This is a genomic window from Rhizobium sp. BK376, from assembly GCF_004341625.1.
Classification (GTDB): domain Bacteria; phylum Pseudomonadota; class Alphaproteobacteria; order Rhizobiales; family Rhizobiaceae; genus Rhizobium.
Genome location: NZ_SLZG01000003.1, coordinates 306,376 through 324,822 on the forward strand (window position 1 = coordinate 306,376; position 18,447 = coordinate 324,822).

Consider the following 18,447-nt stretch of genomic DNA (forward strand, 5'->3'; position numbering starts at 1 on the left):
CACGGATAATTGAGCGCGGGCTTCTATGAGAGAGGCGGAGCCGATCAGGCGCCGGTATTCGTCGAGCTGGAGGACGTTGTGCCGGTGCTGGAAGCGGTCGAGCCGGATGCGCTTGAGTCAGCAGATCCAGCCGACGCCGCCGGCCAGCTGAGGTAATAGAACTGGTTGCCGACCTGGCCGAAATAGGATTCCTCCCCCGTGACCTTGTCGGTGTAGCTGCCGTCGCTGTTCTTGACGAAGGCGGCGTCCGAGCCGCGGGTCAGATGGGCGTTGAGAAAATCGTTCCAGTCCTGCGTCGGAACCGTGGTCGCGTCGTTGCTGGTGGTGTCCGTGCTGGTAGAACCCGTGTTGTCGGAATTATCCGGGTTCCAGGCCGTGATGGACTGGCCGGCGGTCGGGTCGGTGACCGTCAGCGTGCCATTCGCGATTGCATTCAGCATCGCCTGGGCCTGGCCGCTGTCGCCGTTCTGGACCGCGGTCTGAAGATTGCTCTGCAAAAGCGACATGAAATCGGAAGACGTCATGTCCGGATCATCGGTGCTGGCGCCGGTAGTAGGGTCGCTCGCACTGGTCTGGTCGGTAGACGGGAGACCGTTGAGCAGGCTGGTCAGCGATGCCTGGGATTGTGATGGCAGGTTGGAAACATCGCCGAAATCTCCCAGCAGGGGATCATCAGAGCTTGAAGACGTGGGCACGTCGGTCTGCAGCATCTGCAGGGCGAGCTGGGCCGATATCAGGCGGGTTGTAGCGAGCGCGGAAACCATGAGTGCATTTTCCCTGGGTAAGGCACCCCGGCAAAATGCCGCCGGCGCCGCGATGACGGATTAAAGCTCTCCGGCAACCGTCGGCACGATGGGCAAGATGGCGCCCGCCATGGCCCGATGACCGGCCAATGAACTCCATTGGCCCGATCGTATGATCATAAACTTACGCGGGGCTGGCGGGATCGGCCGGCCGTTCAGGCTGCCTCAGGCACCGGGATCCTCAATCCCGTCAATCCCTCGGAGACGTCCCAGAGCCGCTTCCACACAGCCTTGTCCAGTGCGCGCGGTACGATCTTCGCAAGTTTCGGCGGCCCCTTGAGTTCGTAGAAGCCGTTGGGTCCATACATGGCGCCGCCCTGGGCGCTCGGCGAGGTAGCGGCGAGAAGTGTAGGCAGGGCGCCCTCGGCAGCCGAATGGGAAAGGTAAGGCTCCAGAAAACTGCCGAGCCGTTCGAGTGCGGACATGGTATCGCGATCCCATGATCGGCCGGCGCTCTGCAGGCCGGTGCGGGCATAGCCGGGATGGGCGGCCGTGCTCATCAGGTTCCAGCCGGCGGCGCGTGCGCGTCGCTCCAGCTCCAGGCTGAACATGAGCGTCGCAAGCTTCGACTGGCAGTAGGCCTTCCAGGGCGTATAGCGCTGTTTTGCCTGCAGATCGTCGAAGTCGATCCTGCCGCCCCGGTGGGCAAGGCTGCTGACCGTGACGACGCGCGGCATGCGCGCGGCAAAGACTTTTGGCAGAAGCCTCATGTTGAGCGCGAAATGGCCGACATAGTTCGCACCGAACTGCATCTCGAACCCGTCAACCGTTTCGTGCCGCGTCGGGATGGACATGACGCCCGCATTGTTGATCAGTAGATCGATGTGGGAAACGGAATCCGCAATGCGCCTCGCGCAATCCGCCACCGACGAGAGGCGCGAAAGATCCAGCGGCTCGAAGGAGACTTCGGCACCGGCATGGGTTGCACGGATACTCGCGAGCACCTCGGCACCCTTTTTCTCATTGCGCGAGGCAACGATCACGCGCGCACCGGCGCCTGCAAGCGCCTTGGCCGTCTCGTAGCCGATGCCGCTGGTGGCGCCGGTGATGACTGCAATACGGCCTGTTTGCGGTGGAATATCCCTGATGGTGAAATTCGACATTAGGTTTCTCCTCTAAGCCAGAGGTTGGGTGACCGGAGCGAAAATATAAATATTGCACTTAATGCAAAAATACAATAGTTATAATTATGCATTTGGATATCGCGCCATTGTGACGTGAAATTGCCATGGCTGGAGGCCTTCATGCCTTTGAATTGCCACGCTGTTCCGCCCTACCTCTGCGCCATATTCGAAATCGTCGTCAAAGATTGGATAGTCTCAATGAATGCAGTTTCGGCCACGGCATGCTCCGATTTCGTGCAGTTCTTCCGCTCCTGGATCACCAATCCCCGGCAGGTTTCGGCAATCGCACCATCGGGAGAAACGCTTGCGCGGATCATGACGCGGGAAATTGCGATGGAGAACGGTCGTGTGTTGGAACTTGGGCCGGGAACCGGCGTCTTCACGCGGGCTCTTCTCTCCCGTGGCATCGATGAAGCGGATCTTACGCTCATCGAATTCGGCTCCAAGTTTGCCGATGTCCTGAAGGAGCGTTTTCCGCATGCTCGGGTGCTGCAGATGGACGCGTCCCGGATTGCCCAATGCGGCTTGTTTGAGAACTCGCCCTTTGGTGCCGTTGTCAGCGGGCTGCCGCTTCTTTCGATGCCGCCGCTGATGATCACCGGCATCGTGGGCGGCGCCTTCAGCGTCCTGAAGTCAGGAGGCGCCTTCTATCAGTTTACCTATGGCCCGCGTTGCCCGGTGCCGCGCTATATCCTCGATCGGCTTGGCCTTGACGCTGTCTGTGTCGGCGGAACAGTGCGAAACCTGCCTCCCGCCAGCGTCTACCGGATTTCGCGTCGAAAGCCGCTTGAGGTCTCGCCTCGCAAGCACAGATATCGTAGCAGGGATGTGAACGCCGATATCGCGACACTTGCTGCCGAACTGGCAGCCAGAAGCAATGCGATGGAGGCGGCGGGGACGGAATCGAGACTTTAATGGCAGACGACAGGCATATGGACGGGGATGTGAGGGAAGGTCGCCGCGAGCGCAAGCGGCGCCAGACGCGGGAACGCATTGAGCAGGCGGCCATGAGACTCTTCCTTGAGCGCGGCTTCGAGGCAACGACGATCGAGGATATCACGGAGGCGGCTGACGTCTCCAAGCGCAGCTTCTTCGACTATTTTCCAAGCAAGGAAGAGGTTGTCTTTGCCTGGCAGGATGCCTTTGCCGATGGGCTCGCGGCCGCCATTTCCGCCCGGCCTGCCGGCGAGCCGGTCGTCAAGGTCATCGAGGAATCCCTGACCTCAGCCATCGTTGCCGCTGCCGATCCGCAGAGCATGGCGCTCGGCGATCTTATCCGCAACACGCCGGCGCTCTGCGCCCGCGACCAGCTCAAATACACCAAGCTCGAGCAGAAATTGACCGAGGCGCTGTCTGCACGCACGGGCGATAGCGAGGAAGAGCGTTTTCGGATGCGTCTTCTCTCCGCCATCGTCGTCGGTGCAATGCGCGCCGGCGGTGAAAGATGGCACCAAATGCCAGAAAAGGGGCCGCTCGAGGCCTTCGCACGTGAGATCTTCCGCGACCTCTGGAAGGTGCTGGCAAGCTTCGGTAAAGAGATCAACTCTGAGAGTGTTAAAGGTTGACCCCACAGCAATTCCAGCAAAAGTGTCAAACGGTTTTGCGTTCGGAATTGCGTCAAAACTCTAGGTCAGCGCGCCGGCCGTCTGCGGCTTGATGCCGTTCCCGCGCCTGCGCAGGAAGTCGATCAGAGCTCTGAGCTTGGCCGGCACGCGCCGGCGGTCAGCATAGTAGAGCGTCAGGCCCGCAAGATCGGGGCTCCAGTCGGAAAGAATGCGAACCAGGCGCCCATCATCCAGGAAGCGGTCGATATAGCCGTTGATCATATAGGCAATGCCGATGCCGTCGAGTGCCGCCTGTGTCAGCGCCGCTGAATCGTTGAGAATGAGGCGGCCGCTGACCGCGAGTTCGATCTTCTCTCCGTCTTTCTCGAATTCCCACCGCTCGATCTGGCCGCTGCTCGAATGGCGGAAACTGATGCAATTGTGATTGAGCAGATCTCGCGGATGTCTCGGCACGCCATAGCGCGCGAGATAGTCGGGTGCCGCAATGATGTGCGCATCGATCGCGGGGCCGATCTTGAGGGCGACCATATCCTTCTGCACCAGATCGCCGAAGCGGATGCCGGCGTCGAACCCTTCGCCGACGATGTCGACCAGCGACGCTTCGATACGCACCTCCAGCCCGATATCCGGATACGCGTCGAGAAAATCGCGCAGGATCGGCTGGAGCGCTATCATATAGCCTGCCCGCGCGACATTGATGCGCAGCAACCCGGCAGGCCGATCCGATGCTTCGCCAAGCTCGGCTGCTGCAGCCGTCAGATCGCGCACGGCAGGAACGACACGTTCGAGATAGCGTGAACCCGCTTCCGTCAGACTGACGCTTCGCGTCGTGCGGTTGAAGAGGGCGAGCCGCATCCGCTGTTCCAGCTTGCTGATCGACTGGCTGACGGCGGAAGGCGAAACGCCGAGCCGCACGGCTGCTGCTGAAAAGCTCTTTTCTTCGGCGACGATGACGAAAGTCACCAAGCCATCCAGCATGTCCTGACGCATGAAATCCTCCGCTGCCGGATCGAGATTAATCAGTTTTTCTAAAAAGGGTATCGTCCATTGATCAGATTATCGAAAATGTCGGGACGGTTTATCTTCCTCCTGCCCAACAAGGAGTATTGCCGATGCCAGACACCAAGACATTCTTCATCACCGGCGTATCGACCGGTTTCGGTCGTGCGCTCGCTGAAGCCGCGCTTGCAGACGGCCATAAGGTCGTGGGCACCCTGCGCAACGAACAGGCCCGCCGCGAATTCGATGCGCTGAAGCCGGGCCATTCCTTTGGCAGGCTGCTTGAAGTGACGGATACCGCTGCCATCGCACCCGTTGTCGCAGAGGTGGAAAGCAACGTCGGCGGCATCGACGTGCTGGTCAACAATGCCGGCTACGGCCACGAGGGATTGCTGGAGGAATCGACGATCGAGGATCTGCGCCGCCAGTTTGAAGTCAATGTTTACGGCCCCGTCGCTGTCATGCAGGCAGTGCTGCCCTATATGCGCAAGCGCAGGAGCGGCCGGATACTCAACATCACGTCGATGGGCGGGATTACGACGTTTCCGGGAATCTCTTTTTATCATGGCAGCAAGTTCGCGCTGGAAGGCATATCGGAAAGCGTGGGCAAGGAAGTCAGGAGTTTCGGCATCTATGTGACGGCCATCGAGCCGGGCGGATTCCGCACCGACTGGGCCGGCCGTTCCATGGTTCGTGCGGAGCGATCGATATCGGATTACGACGAGGTTTTCGAACCGCTGCGTGCACGCCGCCTGGAACGCAGCGGCAAGCAGGCCGGCGATCCGAAAAAAGCAGCGGACGCAATGCTGAAGCTGGTTGCATCGGACAATCCGCCGACCCATCTCCTGCTTGGTCGCGATGCGATCGATTTCGTACGAGAAAAGCTCGGGCTGCTGAAGACCGAATTTGATGCCTGGGAGCCGGTATCGAGCTCCACGGATTTTGAGTGAGCACTGAAACATTTTTGTTAGGAAGGAAAAGACCATGTCTGATTTGAACGCAGCAAGATCCGGTACTTTCAAGATCGGCGGTGACCTCAGCGTCAATCGCCTCGGCTTCGGCGCGATGCGCATCACGGGCCGTGGCATCTGGGGCGAGCCGGAAGATCACGCAGAATCCATCCGCACCCTGAAGCGCCTGCCGGAACTCGGCATCAATTTCATCGATACCGCCGATTCCTACGGTCCGGATGTGTCCGAGCGCCTGATCAAGGAGGCACTCCATCCCTATAGCAAGGTCGTCATTGCGACCAAAGCCGGCCTTACCCGCACGGGCCCGGACCAGTGGATTCCGCTTGGCCGTCCTGAATACCTGCTCCAGCAGGTGCACAAGAGCCTGCGCAACCTCGGTGTCGAGCAGATCGACCTCTGGCAGCTGCACCGCATCGATCCGAAGGTTCCCGCCAAGGAACAGTTCGACGCCGTCAAGTCTTTGCTCGACAGCAAGCTTATCCGTCATGCCGGCTTGAGCGAAGTCTCCGTCGCCGACATCGAGGCCGCCTCGAAGGTCTTCAAGGTCGCGACGGTCCAGAACCGCTACAATCTGGTCGACCGTACCAGCGAGGATGTTCTCGACTATTGCGAAAAGCACAATATCGGCTTCATCCCCTGGTTCCCGCTCGCGGCCGGCGATCTTGCCAAGCCCGGCTCGCTGCTCGATACGATTGCGAAGAAGCACAATGCCGCGCCGAGCCAGATAGCGCTCGACTGGGTACTGAAGCGCAGCCCCGTCATGCTGCCGATCCCCGGTACCTCTAAGGTCAAGCACTTGGAAGAAAACGTCGCCGCCGTGAACATCACGATCTCCGACGAGGAGTTCAAGGCCCTCGACGCCGAAGGCAAGAAGCTGTTCAAGGCCGCGTGATGCTTCTGGTTTGCGGAGTTTGAAGACCGCACAGGCAGAACAAAGGGGGCGCGTGACGCCCCCTTATTTTTTTCATCGGTCGTGATATTCCACGGAAGAGGTGGCGGCCCTCGTCATCTCGCGGACGAGGCCGACGAAAGCCGTCAGTGCCGCAGTGGGATGTCGGTGCCTTGGGTAGTAAAGGCAGATGCCGGGAAAGGGCGGTGTCCACTCTTCAAGAAGATGCACCAGCCGCCCTTCGGCTATGTCCTTTGCCACATTATCGACGATGAGATAGCCAATGCCCGCGCCGCCGAGCACGGCTTCGCGCATCAGTACAGCACTTTGCAGCGTCATCGGCCCCCTGGTGTCGATCCGGATTTCCTCGCCGCGACGCTCGAATTCCCATCGATAGAGGGTGCCGCTTGGCAGCCGTAACCGAATGCAGTCATGCGCGAGAAGATCCTGAGGGGTCTGTGGTGCTTCTCTTTTATCGAGATAGGAGGGCGCGGCCACGACAGCGAAGCGCTCTTCCGGCTTCAGCATGATCGCGATCATGTCCTGCGGCACGGTTTCGACCAGCCTGATGCCGGCGTCATATCCCTCCGCCACGATATCGACCATTCGCCCCTCAGTCGTGATATCAAGATGGACATCGGGATAGCGCTTCTGAAATTCCAGCAGGATCGGCATGAGGCGGTGCCGCGCCGCGCCTTCCGAAGTGTCGATCCGAAGCCTCCCGCTCGGCTTGGCGCGAAACTGGTTGACGGCTTCCACTGCGCCCGAAATATCGCGCAGGGCGGGACCGACGCGCGCCAGGAATTCTTCGCCCGCTTCCGTCTGGGAGACGCTCCGCGTGGTCCGATTGAAAAGCCGAACGCCGATCCGCGCCTCCAGCGTCGCAACGGCATGGCTGACTGCCGAAGGCGACATGCCGAGTTCAAGCGCTGCAGCACGAAAACTGCGCGTCGTCGCCACCGTGACGAATGTATTCAGTTCGACCAGGCCTGCCATGCGCATTGTGCGATTTCCCTCATGAACCCATCCGAAAATATGCTGGTTATCCGCACAGTGCCAGCAGCTTATTTTGAGGCTCGAACCAAGTGCTTTGCGAAAGGGAAGAGCATGAGAAGGACAATTCTGATCACCGGCGCCTCATCAGGCATTGGTAAGGCATCGGTGAAACTCTTTGCCTCCAGGGGCTGGAACGTCGTCGCCACGATGAGAAATCCCGATCGGGAAAAGGAACTGAACGGGCTGGACGATGTCCTCGTGTCGAGGCTCGACGTGCAGGATCGCCAGAGCATCGCCGAAGCGATCGAAGCCGGCATCGACCGCTTCGGTAGGATAGATGCCCTCGTCAACAACGCCGGTTACGGTCAGAACGGCATTTTCGAGGCAGTCCCGCGCGAGAAGGTCATCGAACAATTCGATGTCAACGTCTTTGGGGTGATGGATGTCACCCGCGCCATCTTGCCCCATTTTCGCAAGAACAAGGCCGGTATGATCATCAATGTCAGTTCCGGTGCCGGGCTTTTTACATTGCCGATGATATCGCTCTACTGCGCCAGCAAATTCGCCCTGGAGGGCTTCACGGAAGCGCTGTCCTATGAGCTTTTGGCGCTCAACATTGGCGTAAAGCTGGTGATACCGCATGGCGGCGTCAGCGAGACCAGTTTCGTGGAGCGCGCGACGCAGGGCGGAACGGACAATGTCACGCCGCCCGATTACCACGCCTTCCTGCAGAGCTCGCAGCAGGCCTTTGCAGGAATGGCTGCCGCCCGCACCATGAATTCCGTCGACGTCGCTGCTGTCGTTCATGAAGCGGCGACCGACGGCACGGATCGGCTGCGTTATCTCGTGGGAGACGATGCCCGCGGCTTCATCAAGGCCCGTCGTGAAATGACGGATCAGGGCTATATAGACTTTATGCGCGCCCATTTTGCGACTGCAAATTAGGCAGAAATCTCTTCAGTCCGCCGTTGCTCATCGTTTTTTCAGGAGTTTCGGAAGGAAGCCATGCGGTAAATGCATTACTGCATTGCGGCAAAACCTCTAGGAATGTCTCCGCTCAATCTATATCTACTCCCTCGAAGGCAGCGCACTCCTCCTCCCAGCGCTCCTTCGTCGACTGGCAACACTCCTCCTCCTCCCAGTTGCCAGTCAGGATCAAGAGCCCGATGCATCCTCCTCCCGCATCGGGCTCTTTCATTTTCCGAACTTCCGTTCAAATACGCAGGCTCAATCGCCGATCCGGGCTGTGCCCTTTTGACCGTTGTCCCGTGTCCAGCGGACACGATCCTCACCGGCGCGCTCCAGGCTGTAGCAATTCGTGTTTCCCTGGTACCAGGTCTGGAACTGCTGGCAGAGCTTGTTGTCCTTGATCCACCATTTGCCCGTATCGGTCGGCTTGCCGAAGGCGGCAAAGCCAAGCGCTCTGCCCGTGCCCTCCAGTTGCCCCGAAGTGTGATAATTCAGCGGTAACTCACCGCCGAGAGGGGTTGCGACATACATCGTTCTGCCGATGATATCGCTGCGTATGTCGTTCGCAGTCATGACTTCGGCCAGCGCGAAGGCCGGCAGAAGCAATGCCAATGCGAAAAGGACGAGCGAAACCGATCTCATTGCCCAATCTCCTGATTTTCGGTATCGCTAAAATAAAAGGCGCAGACGAGGAAAAGTTCCAGAAAAATCGACCTGCTTTGCTGCTGAGGCCGCGTTTGGCTAGTGGATTCGTCAAAAAAATCTAGGCAGATCGCGTCGCCTGATATATCACAACTTCAGTGAGTTCGGTGCGGATGATCGCCGCGATAAATATTCGACGCGGGGACAGCATGGGAGACGGTCCGCAGATTGTGATCGTTGCGGCTGCCGGGGTGATCCGTGCAGCATTTCGGGCTTACTTTTCGGCGACGACAGCGCGACTGATGGCCGATATGATCACGGACATCACGCCCGCGGTCGACATGACCGCGTTCCGCATCAATCGCTATTAGGAGGATAGCCAATGCCCGACACGTCAAAACCAGTAGCCCTCATCACCGGCGGTGGCCGCGGCATGGGTGAGGCGATCGCCCGCGAACTCCATTCGAACGGCCATCGCCTGGCGCTCATGTCGCCTTCGGACAGCTGCGAGAAACTGGCGAAAGAACTGGGTGGCGTCGCCTCGCGCGGCGTGGCCGAAAAGGCCGAGGACATCAAGGCGATCTTCGATCTGACCATGAAGAGCTACGGGCGCATCGACGCCGTCGTCAATCACACCGGCCATCCGCCGAAGGGCGATCTGCTCGATATATCGGATGAAGACTGGACGCTCGGCTCCGACATGATGATCCTCTCCCTTGTGCGCATGGCCCGTCTCGTCACGCCGGTCATGCTGGAGCAGGGCAAGGGCGCTTTCGTCAACATCACCACCTTTGCCGCCTACGAGCCGTCGCTGGTCTTTCCTGTTTCCTGCACCTACCGTGCTGCCGCGGGCGCCTTCACCAAGCTCTATTCGGATCGCTATGCGGCCAACAACATTCGCATGAACTGCATACTGCCCGGCTATATCGATAGCCTCAACCACAAGCCCGAGACCGCCGACAAGATCCCGATGAAGCGCATCGGCCACATGGAGGAAATCGCCAAGACGGCAGCCTTCCTGCTGTCCGATGGCGCAGGTTATATCACCGGCCAGAACATCCGCGTCGACGGCGGCGTAACAAGACATGTCTGATTGGAGAAAATGAAATGAGATGGAAGCGTACGATCCAGCTTCTGGATGTTCATGCCGAAGGCGAGATCGGCCGGGTGGCGATCGGCGGCGTGCCGAAGATCCCGGGCAAGACAGTTGCCGAGCAGCTGTACTGGATGAACACCGATCCCAAGGGCCAGGAGCTGCGCCGTTTCCTCGTGCTCGAACCGCGCGGCACGCCGATGGGCTCCGTCGTGCTTTTGCTTCCCGCCAAGCATCCGGATGCCGATGCCGGCTTCATCGTTCTGCAGCCGGACCAGGCGCATGCAAGCTCGGGCTCGAATTCCATCTGCGCCACGACGGCGCTCCTGGAGTCCGGCATGGTCGAGATGAAGGAGCCGGAAACGGTGGTCACGCTCGATACCGCTGCCGGCCTCGTCAAGGCGGTCGCCACCTGCCGCGATGGCCGCTGCGAAAAGGTCAAGCTGACGATGGTGCCGTCCTTCGTGCATGAGCTTGATGTCGCGCTCGACACGCCGGATTGGGGACAAATCAAGATCGACATCTGCTACGGCGGCATTTTCTATGCGCTGGTCGATGTCGGTCAGGTTGGCCTTACCATCGAGAAGTCGAAGGCTGCGGCCCTCGTACAGGCCGGCATGGTCCTCAAGGACCTGATCAACAGCTCGATCCCGGTCGTTCACCCCGAAATCCCGGCGATCTCCGGCGTCGCTTACGTCATGTTCCGCGATATCGATCCGGATGGTTCTGTGCGCACCTGCACGACCATGTGGCCCGGCCGTGTCGACCGCTCGCCTTGCGGCACCGGCAGTTCGGCCAATCTGACCACCATGCACGCCCGCGGCAAGGCCAAGGTCGGCGATATCTTCAAGTCGCGCTCGATCATTGGCTCGGAGTTCGAAGTCGGCCTTTCGGCGGAAACGACCGTGGCGGGCAAGCCGGCGATCATCCCGACCATCGCAGGTCGCGGCTTCACCTTCGGCCTGTCGCAGGTGGCACTCGATCCCTTCGACCCGATGGCCGAAGGCTTTGCGCTGACCGATGTCTGGGGCCCCCTGGCGGGCGGTATCGGCGACGGACGCTGAGCGAATAGAGGTTCGGACATGTGACCATGTCCGAACCTGATTTTTACCGGATCGGAACCACCGGTCGCCCGGGCTCCACGCCCGGCAAGTCGGTCGAGAAGGCGAGGTCCTTCTGCGCCTCCAGCGCGGCAAGCCGATCGGTCAGCGCCTTGTGGATCATGGTATAGGCGTCGCTGCCAAGAACGATGCGCTTCGGAGCGGGAGACTGGGCCACGCTGGCAATCATGGCCGCTGCCATCTTGGCGGGATCTCCCGGCGGGACACGTGAACCCTCTTCGACCATCCGCCGCACCATGCCCGCGGGCGTATCGGCGTAGGCCTCTATCTTCGGGCCGAGTTTAGCGCTGGAAAACGCAAATTCCGTGCGCGCGCCACCCGGCTCGACGATCGTAGCTTCAATGCCGAAGGGCGCAACCTCCTGCATCAGCGCTTCGAAGAAGCCTTCGATACCCCATTTGCTGGCATGATAGAGCGAGCCGCCGGGATAGGCGATCTGCCCGCCGACGGTCGAGACCTGAATGATCCGGCCGCTACGCTGCGCCCGCAGATGCGGCAATGCCGCGCGCACCATCTGGATCGAGCCGATCAGGTTGGTATCGAGCTGATGGCTGATCTGCTTGTCCGTCAATTCCTCCGCCGCACCGAACAGGCCGTAACCGGCGTTGTTGACCACGACGTCGATCGTGCCCAGTTCGGAAAAGGCTTTGTTGACCACCCGATGAATGGCCGGCGTATCGGTCACGTCGAGATGCGCCAGCCATAGCAGATCGCCATAGCGCGCCTTCAGCTCGCTCATCGCGTCCATCTGCCGGACGGTCCCGGCGACGCGATCTCCCCGTGCCAGAAGCTGCTCCGTCATCTGTCGGCCAAGGCCACTGTTCACGCCGGTAATCAGCCATGTGCGTTGCGTCATCACAAAACTCCTTTGATCGAATTTTCTAACTAACTAGTCAGTTAGAAAATATGTCTATCTAACCGTTTAGTCAATTGCTATTCGGAGGAGAGACAAATGGAGGTCTGGGTGCGGAACGCCGAGGCGACACGGGAACGAATATTGGACGCTGCCATGGCGGAATTCTCGACCTATGGCATTGCAGGTGCGCGCGTCGATCGCATCGCAAAGGCTGCCGGCTGCAACAAGAACCTGATCTATATCTATTTCGAGAACAAGGAGACGCTGTTCTCGACGGTTCTTCAGAAGCACTTGCTGGGCGTCTATGAGGAGATGCCGTTCACGCCGGAAGACGTGCCGGGTTACGCGGGGCGTTTTTTCGATTTCGCCATGGCGCATCCGGACCTGATGCGATTGATGACATGGTTCGGCCTGGAACAGAGGCCGGAAGGCTCGTCCGAGCGGATTGCATCCTTTATTGCCAAAACGGAGGCGCTGCAGAAGGCTCAGCACGAGGGCATCGTTGGCTCGACCTTCCCGCCGCGCTTCCTGCTGACGGCGCTGATGGCGCTCGCAACAGCTTGGACCGCCACCAATCCCTTCGGACCCTCACTCGACCCTGAGGCCGTGGAGCACCAGGCGGCGCTGAAACGCGATATCGTCAAGGCCGTCACGCTTCTCGCTGCGCCCGATCGCATCAGCGACTGAAGCACGTGCGCCAGACCTGAGTTTCAATCGCCCTTCGGATAGATCACGCCCTTGCGCAGGATGATATTGCCGTAGAGCCGAGGTTCGCTCGTCTGGATCAGCGCATGCGCCTGCCGGACGCGCTCGTAAAAGTCCTTGGGCAGCAGCGGTACGACCTTGATGTCGGGCACGTGGCGCGCGCAGCAGGCGATCATTTCTTCATGCACAGGGTCGGCGGCATCGCGATCCTGTTTGACGGTGGCGCGGAAGATTGCGTGATCGACGAAATCGTCGATCGGCAGCACGCTCAGGATGGCGTCGAGCACAGCGATCACGCCGTGCCCGTCGAGCCGGATCAGGCGTCTGCCGTGCTCCAGGCCCGGATAGTTGCCGTCGACGATGGCGATCTCGTCGCCGTGCCCCATCGCGCGCAGCGTAAAGAGAAGGTCGGGGCTCAGCAGTGGGTCAAGGCCCTTCAGCATGCTCGATTTCCTTGAAGAGGACGTTCTGGTCGATGAGGTAGCGGGCAAAGATCGGCAGGCTGGCGCCACCGATGGCGCGTGCCTGGGCACCGACGATTCCCTCGACAATATCGGGCATTACGACGCCCTGCAAATCCAGCTTCCTGGCTTCACGGATCGTCGCGGTCACGACGCGTTCCCTGACCCAGCCGGGAAAACCGCCGTCGATGACGGCTGCGCTGAAGTCGATGATCGAGGCAGCGGCGACGACCGCCTGCGCCAGCGCCTTGGCCGTCTCCTGTATCCAGGCTTCCAGTGGCTCGCCGAAATCGATCCAGTCGTCGGCGGAATACCAGAGCGGCTGCGGATCGATGCCGCGCTCCCGCAGCATGTTTTCCAATACGAAGATCGACGCGATCTCGAGAAGCTGGACGCTCTCGCCGTTGTGGCCGCGCACCGGCAGCGGGCCGATCGCGCCTGCCGTTCCCGTGCGCCCGCCGAAAATCGAGGAATTCAGCACGATGCCGCCGCCGATGAACGAGCCGATGAAGAAATAGACGAAGTCGGGATAATGCGGACCGACGCCGAAGACGAGTTCCGCGCCGCAGGCGCTGGTGGCGTCGTTCTGGAGGAAGACGGGGTAGGGCACCTTGTCTGATATCTCGGCCTGCAGATCGAAGCCGCGCCAGACCTCCATCGCCCCCTGTGGTGCGCCGACCTCTTCAGCCCAGTTCCAGAGTTCGAAGGGGGCCGCGATGCCGATGCCGGCCACGCGGCTGCGCTCTTTTTCGTCGAGCTTCGTCTCAAGTTCCTTGATTCCGGATGCGATGAAGCCGAGCAGGTCCTGGGGCAGTGGATAGGGATAGATCTTGTGCAGTTGCAGTCGGATGCGGCCGACAAAATCCATCAGCACCAGATCGGCGCTGCGCCGCCCGATCTTCACCCCGAAAGAGAGGACGGCATCCGGGTTGAGCCGCATCGGGATGGACGGTTGGCCGACCTTGCCGCGCACCGGCGCATCGCGCGTCAGAAGCCCTTCCTTCTCGAGTGCCCGCATGATCACGGAAACGGTCTGTGCAGACAGCCCGCTCCGACGGGCGACATCGGTCTTCGACTGCGCGCCATGGCGACGCACCAGCGAAAGCACGAGCCGCTCATTATAGGCACGCACGCGAACCTGGTTCGCGCCGCCGCTGGAATCGAGAATTTGAGGCGGAACAGGATTGTCCGTCCTCCTTAGGGATGACATGGGTCATCTCCTCCTGACCCTTGTGCACGATCCAGGGGCTTAAAAAAGGATCATGCAGATTCAAAGTGTTACAGCATCACTTGCCTTCTCCTCCAGACAAACGGCGCCGTCAAGCTGACTGCTCAAGTTATCGGCAGCATGCCACATTGGATTAATAATTCAATTGGATTTATTTATTGACAAGCCTATTTCCTTGGTTCTTAATCGTTGCCGTAAAGAATGCGGCAAGGCTTTTGGAGGAAGCCCGCATAGGAGAAATTCAGCAGTCATTGTCGCGACATTGATCCGGGACCGGAGGGTTCCGGCGTTTCATATTCTCGGGAGGATCATGTGAAAAAATCTGTTCTACTCGGCGCCGTTGCTGCGCTTGCCATGATGGGTAGCTCCGCCTTTGCGGCCGATGTCGTCGGCCTCATCACCAAGACCGACACCAATCCCTTCTTCGTCAAGATGAAGGAAGGTGCGCAGGCCAAAGCGAAGGAACTCGGCCTCAATCTCCAGACTTTCGCCGGCAAATATGACGGCGACAATGACAGCCAGGTTGCCGCCATCGAGAGCCTGATCTCCGCCGGCGCCAAGGGCTTCGCCATCGTGCCGAGCGATTCCAAGGCAATCGTTCCGACCATCGAGAAGGCCCGCAAGGCCGGCCTGCTGGTCATCGACCTCGATACGCCGACCGATCCGATCGACGCCGTCGACGCGACCTTCGCGACCGACAACTTCAAGGCCGGTGAGTTGATCGGCATGTGGGCTGCCAAGACCATGGGCGACAAGGCCAAGGATGCGCATATCGCCTTCCTCGATCTCGCCGCCAACCAGCCGACGGTCGACTTCCTGCGCGACCAGGGCTTCATGAAGGGCTTCGGCATCGACATCAAGGATCCCAAGCACTACGGCGACGAAGACGACAAGCGCATTTCCGGCCATGACGTGACCGGCGGCGCTGAAGAGGGCGGCCAGAAGGCGATGGAAAACCTTCTCCAGAAGGATCCGTCGATCAATCTCGTCTACTCGATCAACGAACCGGCTGCTGCGGGCGGCTGGCAGGCTCTCAAGGCCGCCGGCAAGGACGACGGCAGCGTCACCATCGTCTCGATCGACGGCGGTTGCCCTGGTGTCAAGAACGTGAAGGCCGGCGTTATCGGCGCCACCTCGCAGCAGTATCCGCTGCTGATGGCCTCCAAGGCCATGGAAGCCATCGCCGAATTCGTCAAGACCGGCAAGAAGCCGGAAAAGACGCCGGGCCTCGACTTCACGGATACCGGCGCTACGCTGATCACCGACAAGCCGGTCGATGGCGTGCCGTCGATCACTTCGGACGAAGGTCTGAAGAAGTGCTGGGGCTGATATTCGGTTCTATAGCCTGATCCGTCAATCAAGGGAGCGGCCTTAGGGCCGTTCCTCACCGGACCATGCAGGATAAACATCATGACTACTCCGAACGAAGCCAAAGGCCCCTCCGGGCCTGCCGACTATGAACGCGTCCTGACGAGCAGCGACCAGAGTGTCGCAAGCTTTGAGGAGACACAGACGCTCATCCGGCGCCTGCAGCACTTCCTGCACTCCAATCCCACCGCCATCCCGTTGATCGTTCTCGTCATCGGCATCCTAGTCTTCAGCGTCTGGGTCGGCGGTCGCTTCTTTGCGCCGTTCAATCTCTCGCTGATCCTGCAGCAGGTAACGATCATCGCCATCGTCGGCATTGCGCAGACGCTGGTCATCCTGACGGCCGGCATCGATTTGTCCGTCGGCGCGATCCTCGTGCTTAGCCATGTCGTTATGGGCAAGCTTGCGATCGATATGGGCATGCCCGTGGCTCTTGCGTGGATGATCGGCTTGTTGATCGGCATCCTCTGCGGCGCCTTCAACGGCGCGCTGATCTCCTATTTCAAGCTGCCGCCTTTCATCGTGACGCTCGGCACATGGAGCGTCTTCGGCTCGCTCAATCTCTGGTATTCGCAGAGCCAGACGATCCGTGCGCAGGATATCGAGGCGACCGCGCCCTTCCTGCAGTTCATGGGCACGCCGATCGGCCCGCACATCGCGCTCTTCGGCCTGACCTTCAATATCGGCGCGCGCTTCATCCTCGGCTCCATCCTGATGCTGCTGATGGCGCTCTTTGCCTGGTATGCCCTGACCCGCACCGCCTTCGGCCGGCATATCTACGCGACCGGTGACGATCCGGAAGCAGCGCGTCTTGCCGGTATCAACACGACGCGGACCCTCTTTGCCGTCTATACGATCGGTGGCCTCATCTGCGCCATCGGCGGCTGGGTGCTGATCGGCCGTATCGGCGCGGTGAGCCCGCAGGCAGGCGGAACGCTCAACATCGACGCCATCACCGCTGTCGTGATCGGCGGTACCAGCCTCTTCGGCGGACGTGGTTCCATCGCCGGCACGCTCATCGGTGCCTTGATCGTCGGTGTCTTCAGAAACGGCCTCGCGCTCGCCGGTGTCGACGTGCTCTGGCAGGAATTCGCGGTCGGCCTCCTCATCATCGTCGCCGTCGCGATCGACAACTGGATCAGAAAGGCTTCGGCATGAGCGAACAGCTTCAACCCGTTCTTCAAGGCCGCGGCCTCGTCAAACGCTATGGCCGGGTGACGGCCATGGACCACGCGGATTTCGAGCTTTTTCCCGGCGAAATCCTTGCAGTCATCGGCGATAACGGCGCCGGCAAGTCGACCCTGATCAAGGCGCTTGCCGGGGCGGTATCCCCTGATGAAGGCGAAATCCACCTGGATGGCAAGCCGGTTCATTTCCGCTCGCCGTTGGAGGCACGCGCTGCCGGCATCGAGACCGTCTATCAGAACCTTGCCCTGTCGCCGGCGCTCAGCATTGCGGAGAACCTTTTCCTTGGCCGCGAACGCCGCTCGCCCGGCATCATCGGCACGCTCTTTCGTAAGCTCGACCGCCGCGGCATGCAGGCGGATGCGCGAAAGGCGCTCTCGAACCTCGGCCTGATGACGATCCAGAACATCAACCAGACGGTCGAAACGCTATCAGGCGGTCAGCGCCAGGGTGTCGCAGTCGCCCGCGCGGCAGCCTTCGGTTCGAAAGTGGTCATCATGGACGAGCCGACGGCAGCGCTTGGCGTCAAGGAGAGCCGCCGCGTGCTGGATCTCATCCTCGACGTGCGCTCCCGCGGCTTGCCGATCGTTCTGATCTCGCACAATATGCCGCACGTCTTCGAGGTGGCGGACCGCATTCACATCCACCGCCTCGGACGACGCCTGACCGTGATCAATCCCAAGGATTATTCCATGTCCGATGCCGTCGCCTTCATGACCGGCGCCAAAGCTCCGCCGGCGGAGACCGTTGCCGCATGACATCAACGATTGCAGACATCGCCGGCGATATCATTTCGCGCGCCGGCGACAGGAAACGCTTCATGATCGCCATCGCCGGCCCTCCGGGCGCCGGCAAATCGACGCTGGCGGACAATCTCGCCAATGCCATCAAGGCGAAGGGCGAGAGCGCCGAAGTCCTGCCGATGGACGGCTTCCACATGGACAATGCCATCCTAATCGAGCGAGGACAGCTTGCCCGCAAGGGCATACCCGAGACTTTCGACGTCCGCGCCTTCCTCGACATCATCAAGGCCGTGCGCCCCGGCGACCAGGAAGTCCTGGTTCCGGTCTTCGACCGGTCGAGGGAGCTCGCGATCGCCTCGGCCCGCGTCGTGTCGCCGGACCATCGCTTCATCATCGTCGAGGGCAATTACCTGCTTTTCAGCGAGGGGAAATGGGCGGAGCTGGAAGGCCAGTTCGATTATTCGATCATGCTCGCCCCGCCGATGGAAGTTCTGGAAGAGCGGCTCTGGGCGCGCTGGCGTGGCTACAAGCTGACCGAGGAGCAATCGCACGCCAAGGTCTATGAGAACGACCTGCCGAACGGCCGTCGAATTCTTGAAAACCGTCGTCCCGCCGACATTACGATCGAAGTCGTCCAGGATTGACGAGAGCGCTCGTTACAAATCATTCCGGATTGTTTTGCCGCCGCCTATGATGCTATCGAGGCGCAACCGCCAAACAGTCCGGAGA

The 18,447-nt window shown here is 60.4% G+C and carries 21 protein-coding genes; 13 read left to right on the top strand and 8 right to left on the bottom strand.

Annotated features, from left to right (window positions below):
* Positions 1-44: 44 nt before the first annotated feature.
* Positions 45-764 (bottom strand): hypothetical protein, encoded by a 720-nt coding sequence (locus EV561_RS09935; RefSeq protein WP_207910509.1) that lies wholly within the window; start codon positions 762-764, stop codon positions 45-47.
* A 194-nt stretch (positions 765-958) separates the two neighbouring features.
* A complete protein-coding gene (locus EV561_RS09940) occupies positions 959-1,906 on the bottom strand; it encodes an SDR family oxidoreductase (RefSeq protein WP_132520821.1) in 948 nt (315 codons plus the stop codon).
* A gap of 219 nt (positions 1,907-2,125) precedes the next feature.
* Here EV561_RS09940 and EV561_RS09945 point away from each other — a divergent pair, with 219 nt between their 5' ends.
* Both EV561_RS09945 and EV561_RS09950 read left to right on the top strand, forming a co-directional pair.
* On the top strand, positions 2,126-2,842 hold the full coding sequence (locus EV561_RS09945) for a methyltransferase domain-containing protein (protein WP_132520824.1): 717 nt from the start codon (positions 2,126-2,128) through the stop codon (positions 2,840-2,842).
* Positions 2,842-3,492: a TetR family transcriptional regulator gene (locus EV561_RS09950; protein WP_132520827.1), complete on the top strand. Its 651-nt coding sequence runs from the start codon at positions 2,842-2,844 to the stop codon at positions 3,490-3,492. The genes EV561_RS09945 and EV561_RS09950 overlap by 1 nt, the downstream gene beginning before the upstream one ends.
* 60 nt (positions 3,493-3,552) lie before the next feature.
* On the opposite strand, the gene EV561_RS09955 is transcribed toward EV561_RS09950, so the two are convergent.
* Positions 3,553-4,482: a LysR family transcriptional regulator gene (locus EV561_RS09955; protein ID WP_132520830.1), complete on the bottom strand. Its 930-nt coding sequence runs from the start codon at positions 4,480-4,482 to the stop codon at positions 3,553-3,555.
* Between the two features lie 122 nt (positions 4,483-4,604).
* Here EV561_RS09955 and EV561_RS09960 point away from each other — a divergent pair, with 122 nt between their 5' ends.
* Positions 4,605-5,441, top strand: coding sequence for an oxidoreductase (locus tag EV561_RS09960; RefSeq protein WP_132520833.1), 837 nt, complete (start codon positions 4,605-4,607; stop codon positions 5,439-5,441).
* A gap of 34 nt (positions 5,442-5,475) precedes the next feature.
* On the top strand, positions 5,476-6,354 hold the full coding sequence (locus EV561_RS09965; protein WP_132520836.1) for an aldo/keto reductase: 879 nt from the start codon (positions 5,476-5,478) through the stop codon (positions 6,352-6,354).
* 72 nt (positions 6,355-6,426) lie between these two features.
* Here EV561_RS09965 and EV561_RS09970 read toward each other — a convergent pair whose 3' ends face one another.
* A complete protein-coding gene (locus EV561_RS09970) occupies positions 6,427-7,353 on the bottom strand; it encodes a LysR family transcriptional regulator (RefSeq protein ID WP_132520839.1) in 927 nt (308 codons plus the stop codon).
* A gap of 105 nt (positions 7,354-7,458) precedes the next feature.
* Here EV561_RS09970 and EV561_RS09975 point away from each other — a divergent pair, with 105 nt between their 5' ends.
* Positions 7,459-8,292 (top strand): SDR family oxidoreductase, encoded by an 834-nt coding sequence (locus EV561_RS09975; RefSeq protein ID WP_132520842.1) that lies wholly within the window; start codon positions 7,459-7,461, stop codon positions 8,290-8,292.
* 282 nt (positions 8,293-8,574) lie between these two features.
* Here the strand turns inward: EV561_RS09975 and EV561_RS09980 are convergent, their stop codons facing one another.
* The gene (locus EV561_RS09980) at positions 8,575-8,958 is read right to left on the bottom strand and encodes a hypothetical protein (protein ID WP_132520845.1); all 384 of its coding nucleotides are present in this window, start codon (positions 8,956-8,958) and stop codon (positions 8,575-8,577) included.
* A 209-nt stretch (positions 8,959-9,167) separates the two neighbouring features.
* On the opposite strand from EV561_RS09980, the gene EV561_RS37130 reads away from it, so the two are divergent.
* Genes EV561_RS37130 through EV561_RS09990 form a run of 3 tightly spaced genes read left to right on the top strand, consistent with a single transcriptional unit; the run spans position 9,168 to position 11,115 of the window.
* Positions 9,168-9,329 carry a hypothetical protein gene (locus tag EV561_RS37130; protein WP_165927772.1) on the top strand — a complete coding sequence of 54 codons (162 nt, stop codon included), beginning with the start codon at positions 9,168-9,170 and terminating at the stop codon, positions 9,327-9,329.
* Positions 9,330-9,340: 11 nt separating this feature from the next.
* Positions 9,341-10,051 (top strand): SDR family oxidoreductase, encoded by a 711-nt coding sequence (locus tag EV561_RS09985; protein ID WP_132520848.1) that lies wholly within the window; start codon positions 9,341-9,343, stop codon positions 10,049-10,051.
* A gap of 14 nt (positions 10,052-10,065) precedes the next feature.
* The gene (locus EV561_RS09990; protein ID WP_132520851.1) at positions 10,066-11,115 is read left to right on the top strand and encodes a 4-hydroxyproline epimerase; all 1,050 of its coding nucleotides are present in this window, start codon (positions 10,066-10,068) and stop codon (positions 11,113-11,115) included.
* A 43-nt stretch (positions 11,116-11,158) separates the two neighbouring features.
* Here the strand turns inward: EV561_RS09990 and EV561_RS09995 are convergent, their stop codons facing one another.
* Positions 11,159-12,028: an SDR family oxidoreductase gene (locus EV561_RS09995; protein ID WP_132520854.1), complete on the bottom strand. Its 870-nt coding sequence runs from the start codon at positions 12,026-12,028 to the stop codon at positions 11,159-11,161.
* A 96-nt stretch (positions 12,029-12,124) separates the two neighbouring features.
* On the opposite strand from EV561_RS09995, the gene EV561_RS10000 reads away from it, so the two are divergent.
* A complete protein-coding gene (locus EV561_RS10000; protein ID WP_207910510.1) occupies positions 12,125-12,715 on the top strand; it encodes a TetR family transcriptional regulator in 591 nt (196 codons plus the stop codon).
* A gap of 23 nt (positions 12,716-12,738) precedes the next feature.
* Here EV561_RS10000 and EV561_RS10005 read toward each other — a convergent pair whose 3' ends face one another.
* Together EV561_RS10005 and EV561_RS10010 are read right to left on the bottom strand one after the other, a co-directional pair.
* Positions 12,739-13,176: an RbsD/FucU domain-containing protein gene (locus tag EV561_RS10005; protein ID WP_132520857.1), complete on the bottom strand. Its 438-nt coding sequence runs from the start codon at positions 13,174-13,176 to the stop codon at positions 12,739-12,741.
* Complete coding sequence (locus EV561_RS10010) at positions 13,160-14,404, bottom strand: ROK family transcriptional regulator (protein WP_132520860.1); 1,245 nt, start codon at positions 14,402-14,404, stop codon at positions 13,160-13,162. Before EV561_RS10010 ends, EV561_RS10005 begins: the two co-directional genes overlap by 17 nt.
* Before the next feature lie 330 nt (positions 14,405-14,734).
* Here EV561_RS10010 and EV561_RS10015 point away from each other — a divergent pair, with 330 nt between their 5' ends.
* The 4 genes from EV561_RS10015 (at position 14,735) to EV561_RS10030 (ending at position 18,362) form a co-directional block, all read left to right on the top strand.
* Positions 14,735-15,751: a sugar ABC transporter substrate-binding protein gene (locus EV561_RS10015; protein ID WP_165927785.1), complete on the top strand. Its 1,017-nt coding sequence runs from the start codon at positions 14,735-14,737 to the stop codon at positions 15,749-15,751.
* Between the two features lie 81 nt (positions 15,752-15,832).
* Positions 15,833-16,948 (top strand): ABC transporter permease, encoded by a 1,116-nt coding sequence (locus EV561_RS10020; RefSeq protein WP_132520863.1) that lies wholly within the window; start codon positions 15,833-15,835, stop codon positions 16,946-16,948.
* Positions 16,945-17,733, top strand: coding sequence for an ATP-binding cassette domain-containing protein (locus EV561_RS10025; RefSeq protein ID WP_132520866.1), 789 nt, complete (start codon positions 16,945-16,947; stop codon positions 17,731-17,733). Before EV561_RS10020 ends, EV561_RS10025 begins: the two co-directional genes overlap by 4 nt.
* A complete protein-coding gene (locus EV561_RS10030) occupies positions 17,730-18,362 on the top strand; it encodes a nucleoside triphosphate hydrolase (protein WP_132520869.1) in 633 nt (210 codons plus the stop codon). The genes EV561_RS10025 and EV561_RS10030 overlap by 4 nt, the downstream gene beginning before the upstream one ends.
* The last annotated feature ends 85 nt before the right edge of the window (positions 18,363-18,447 follow it).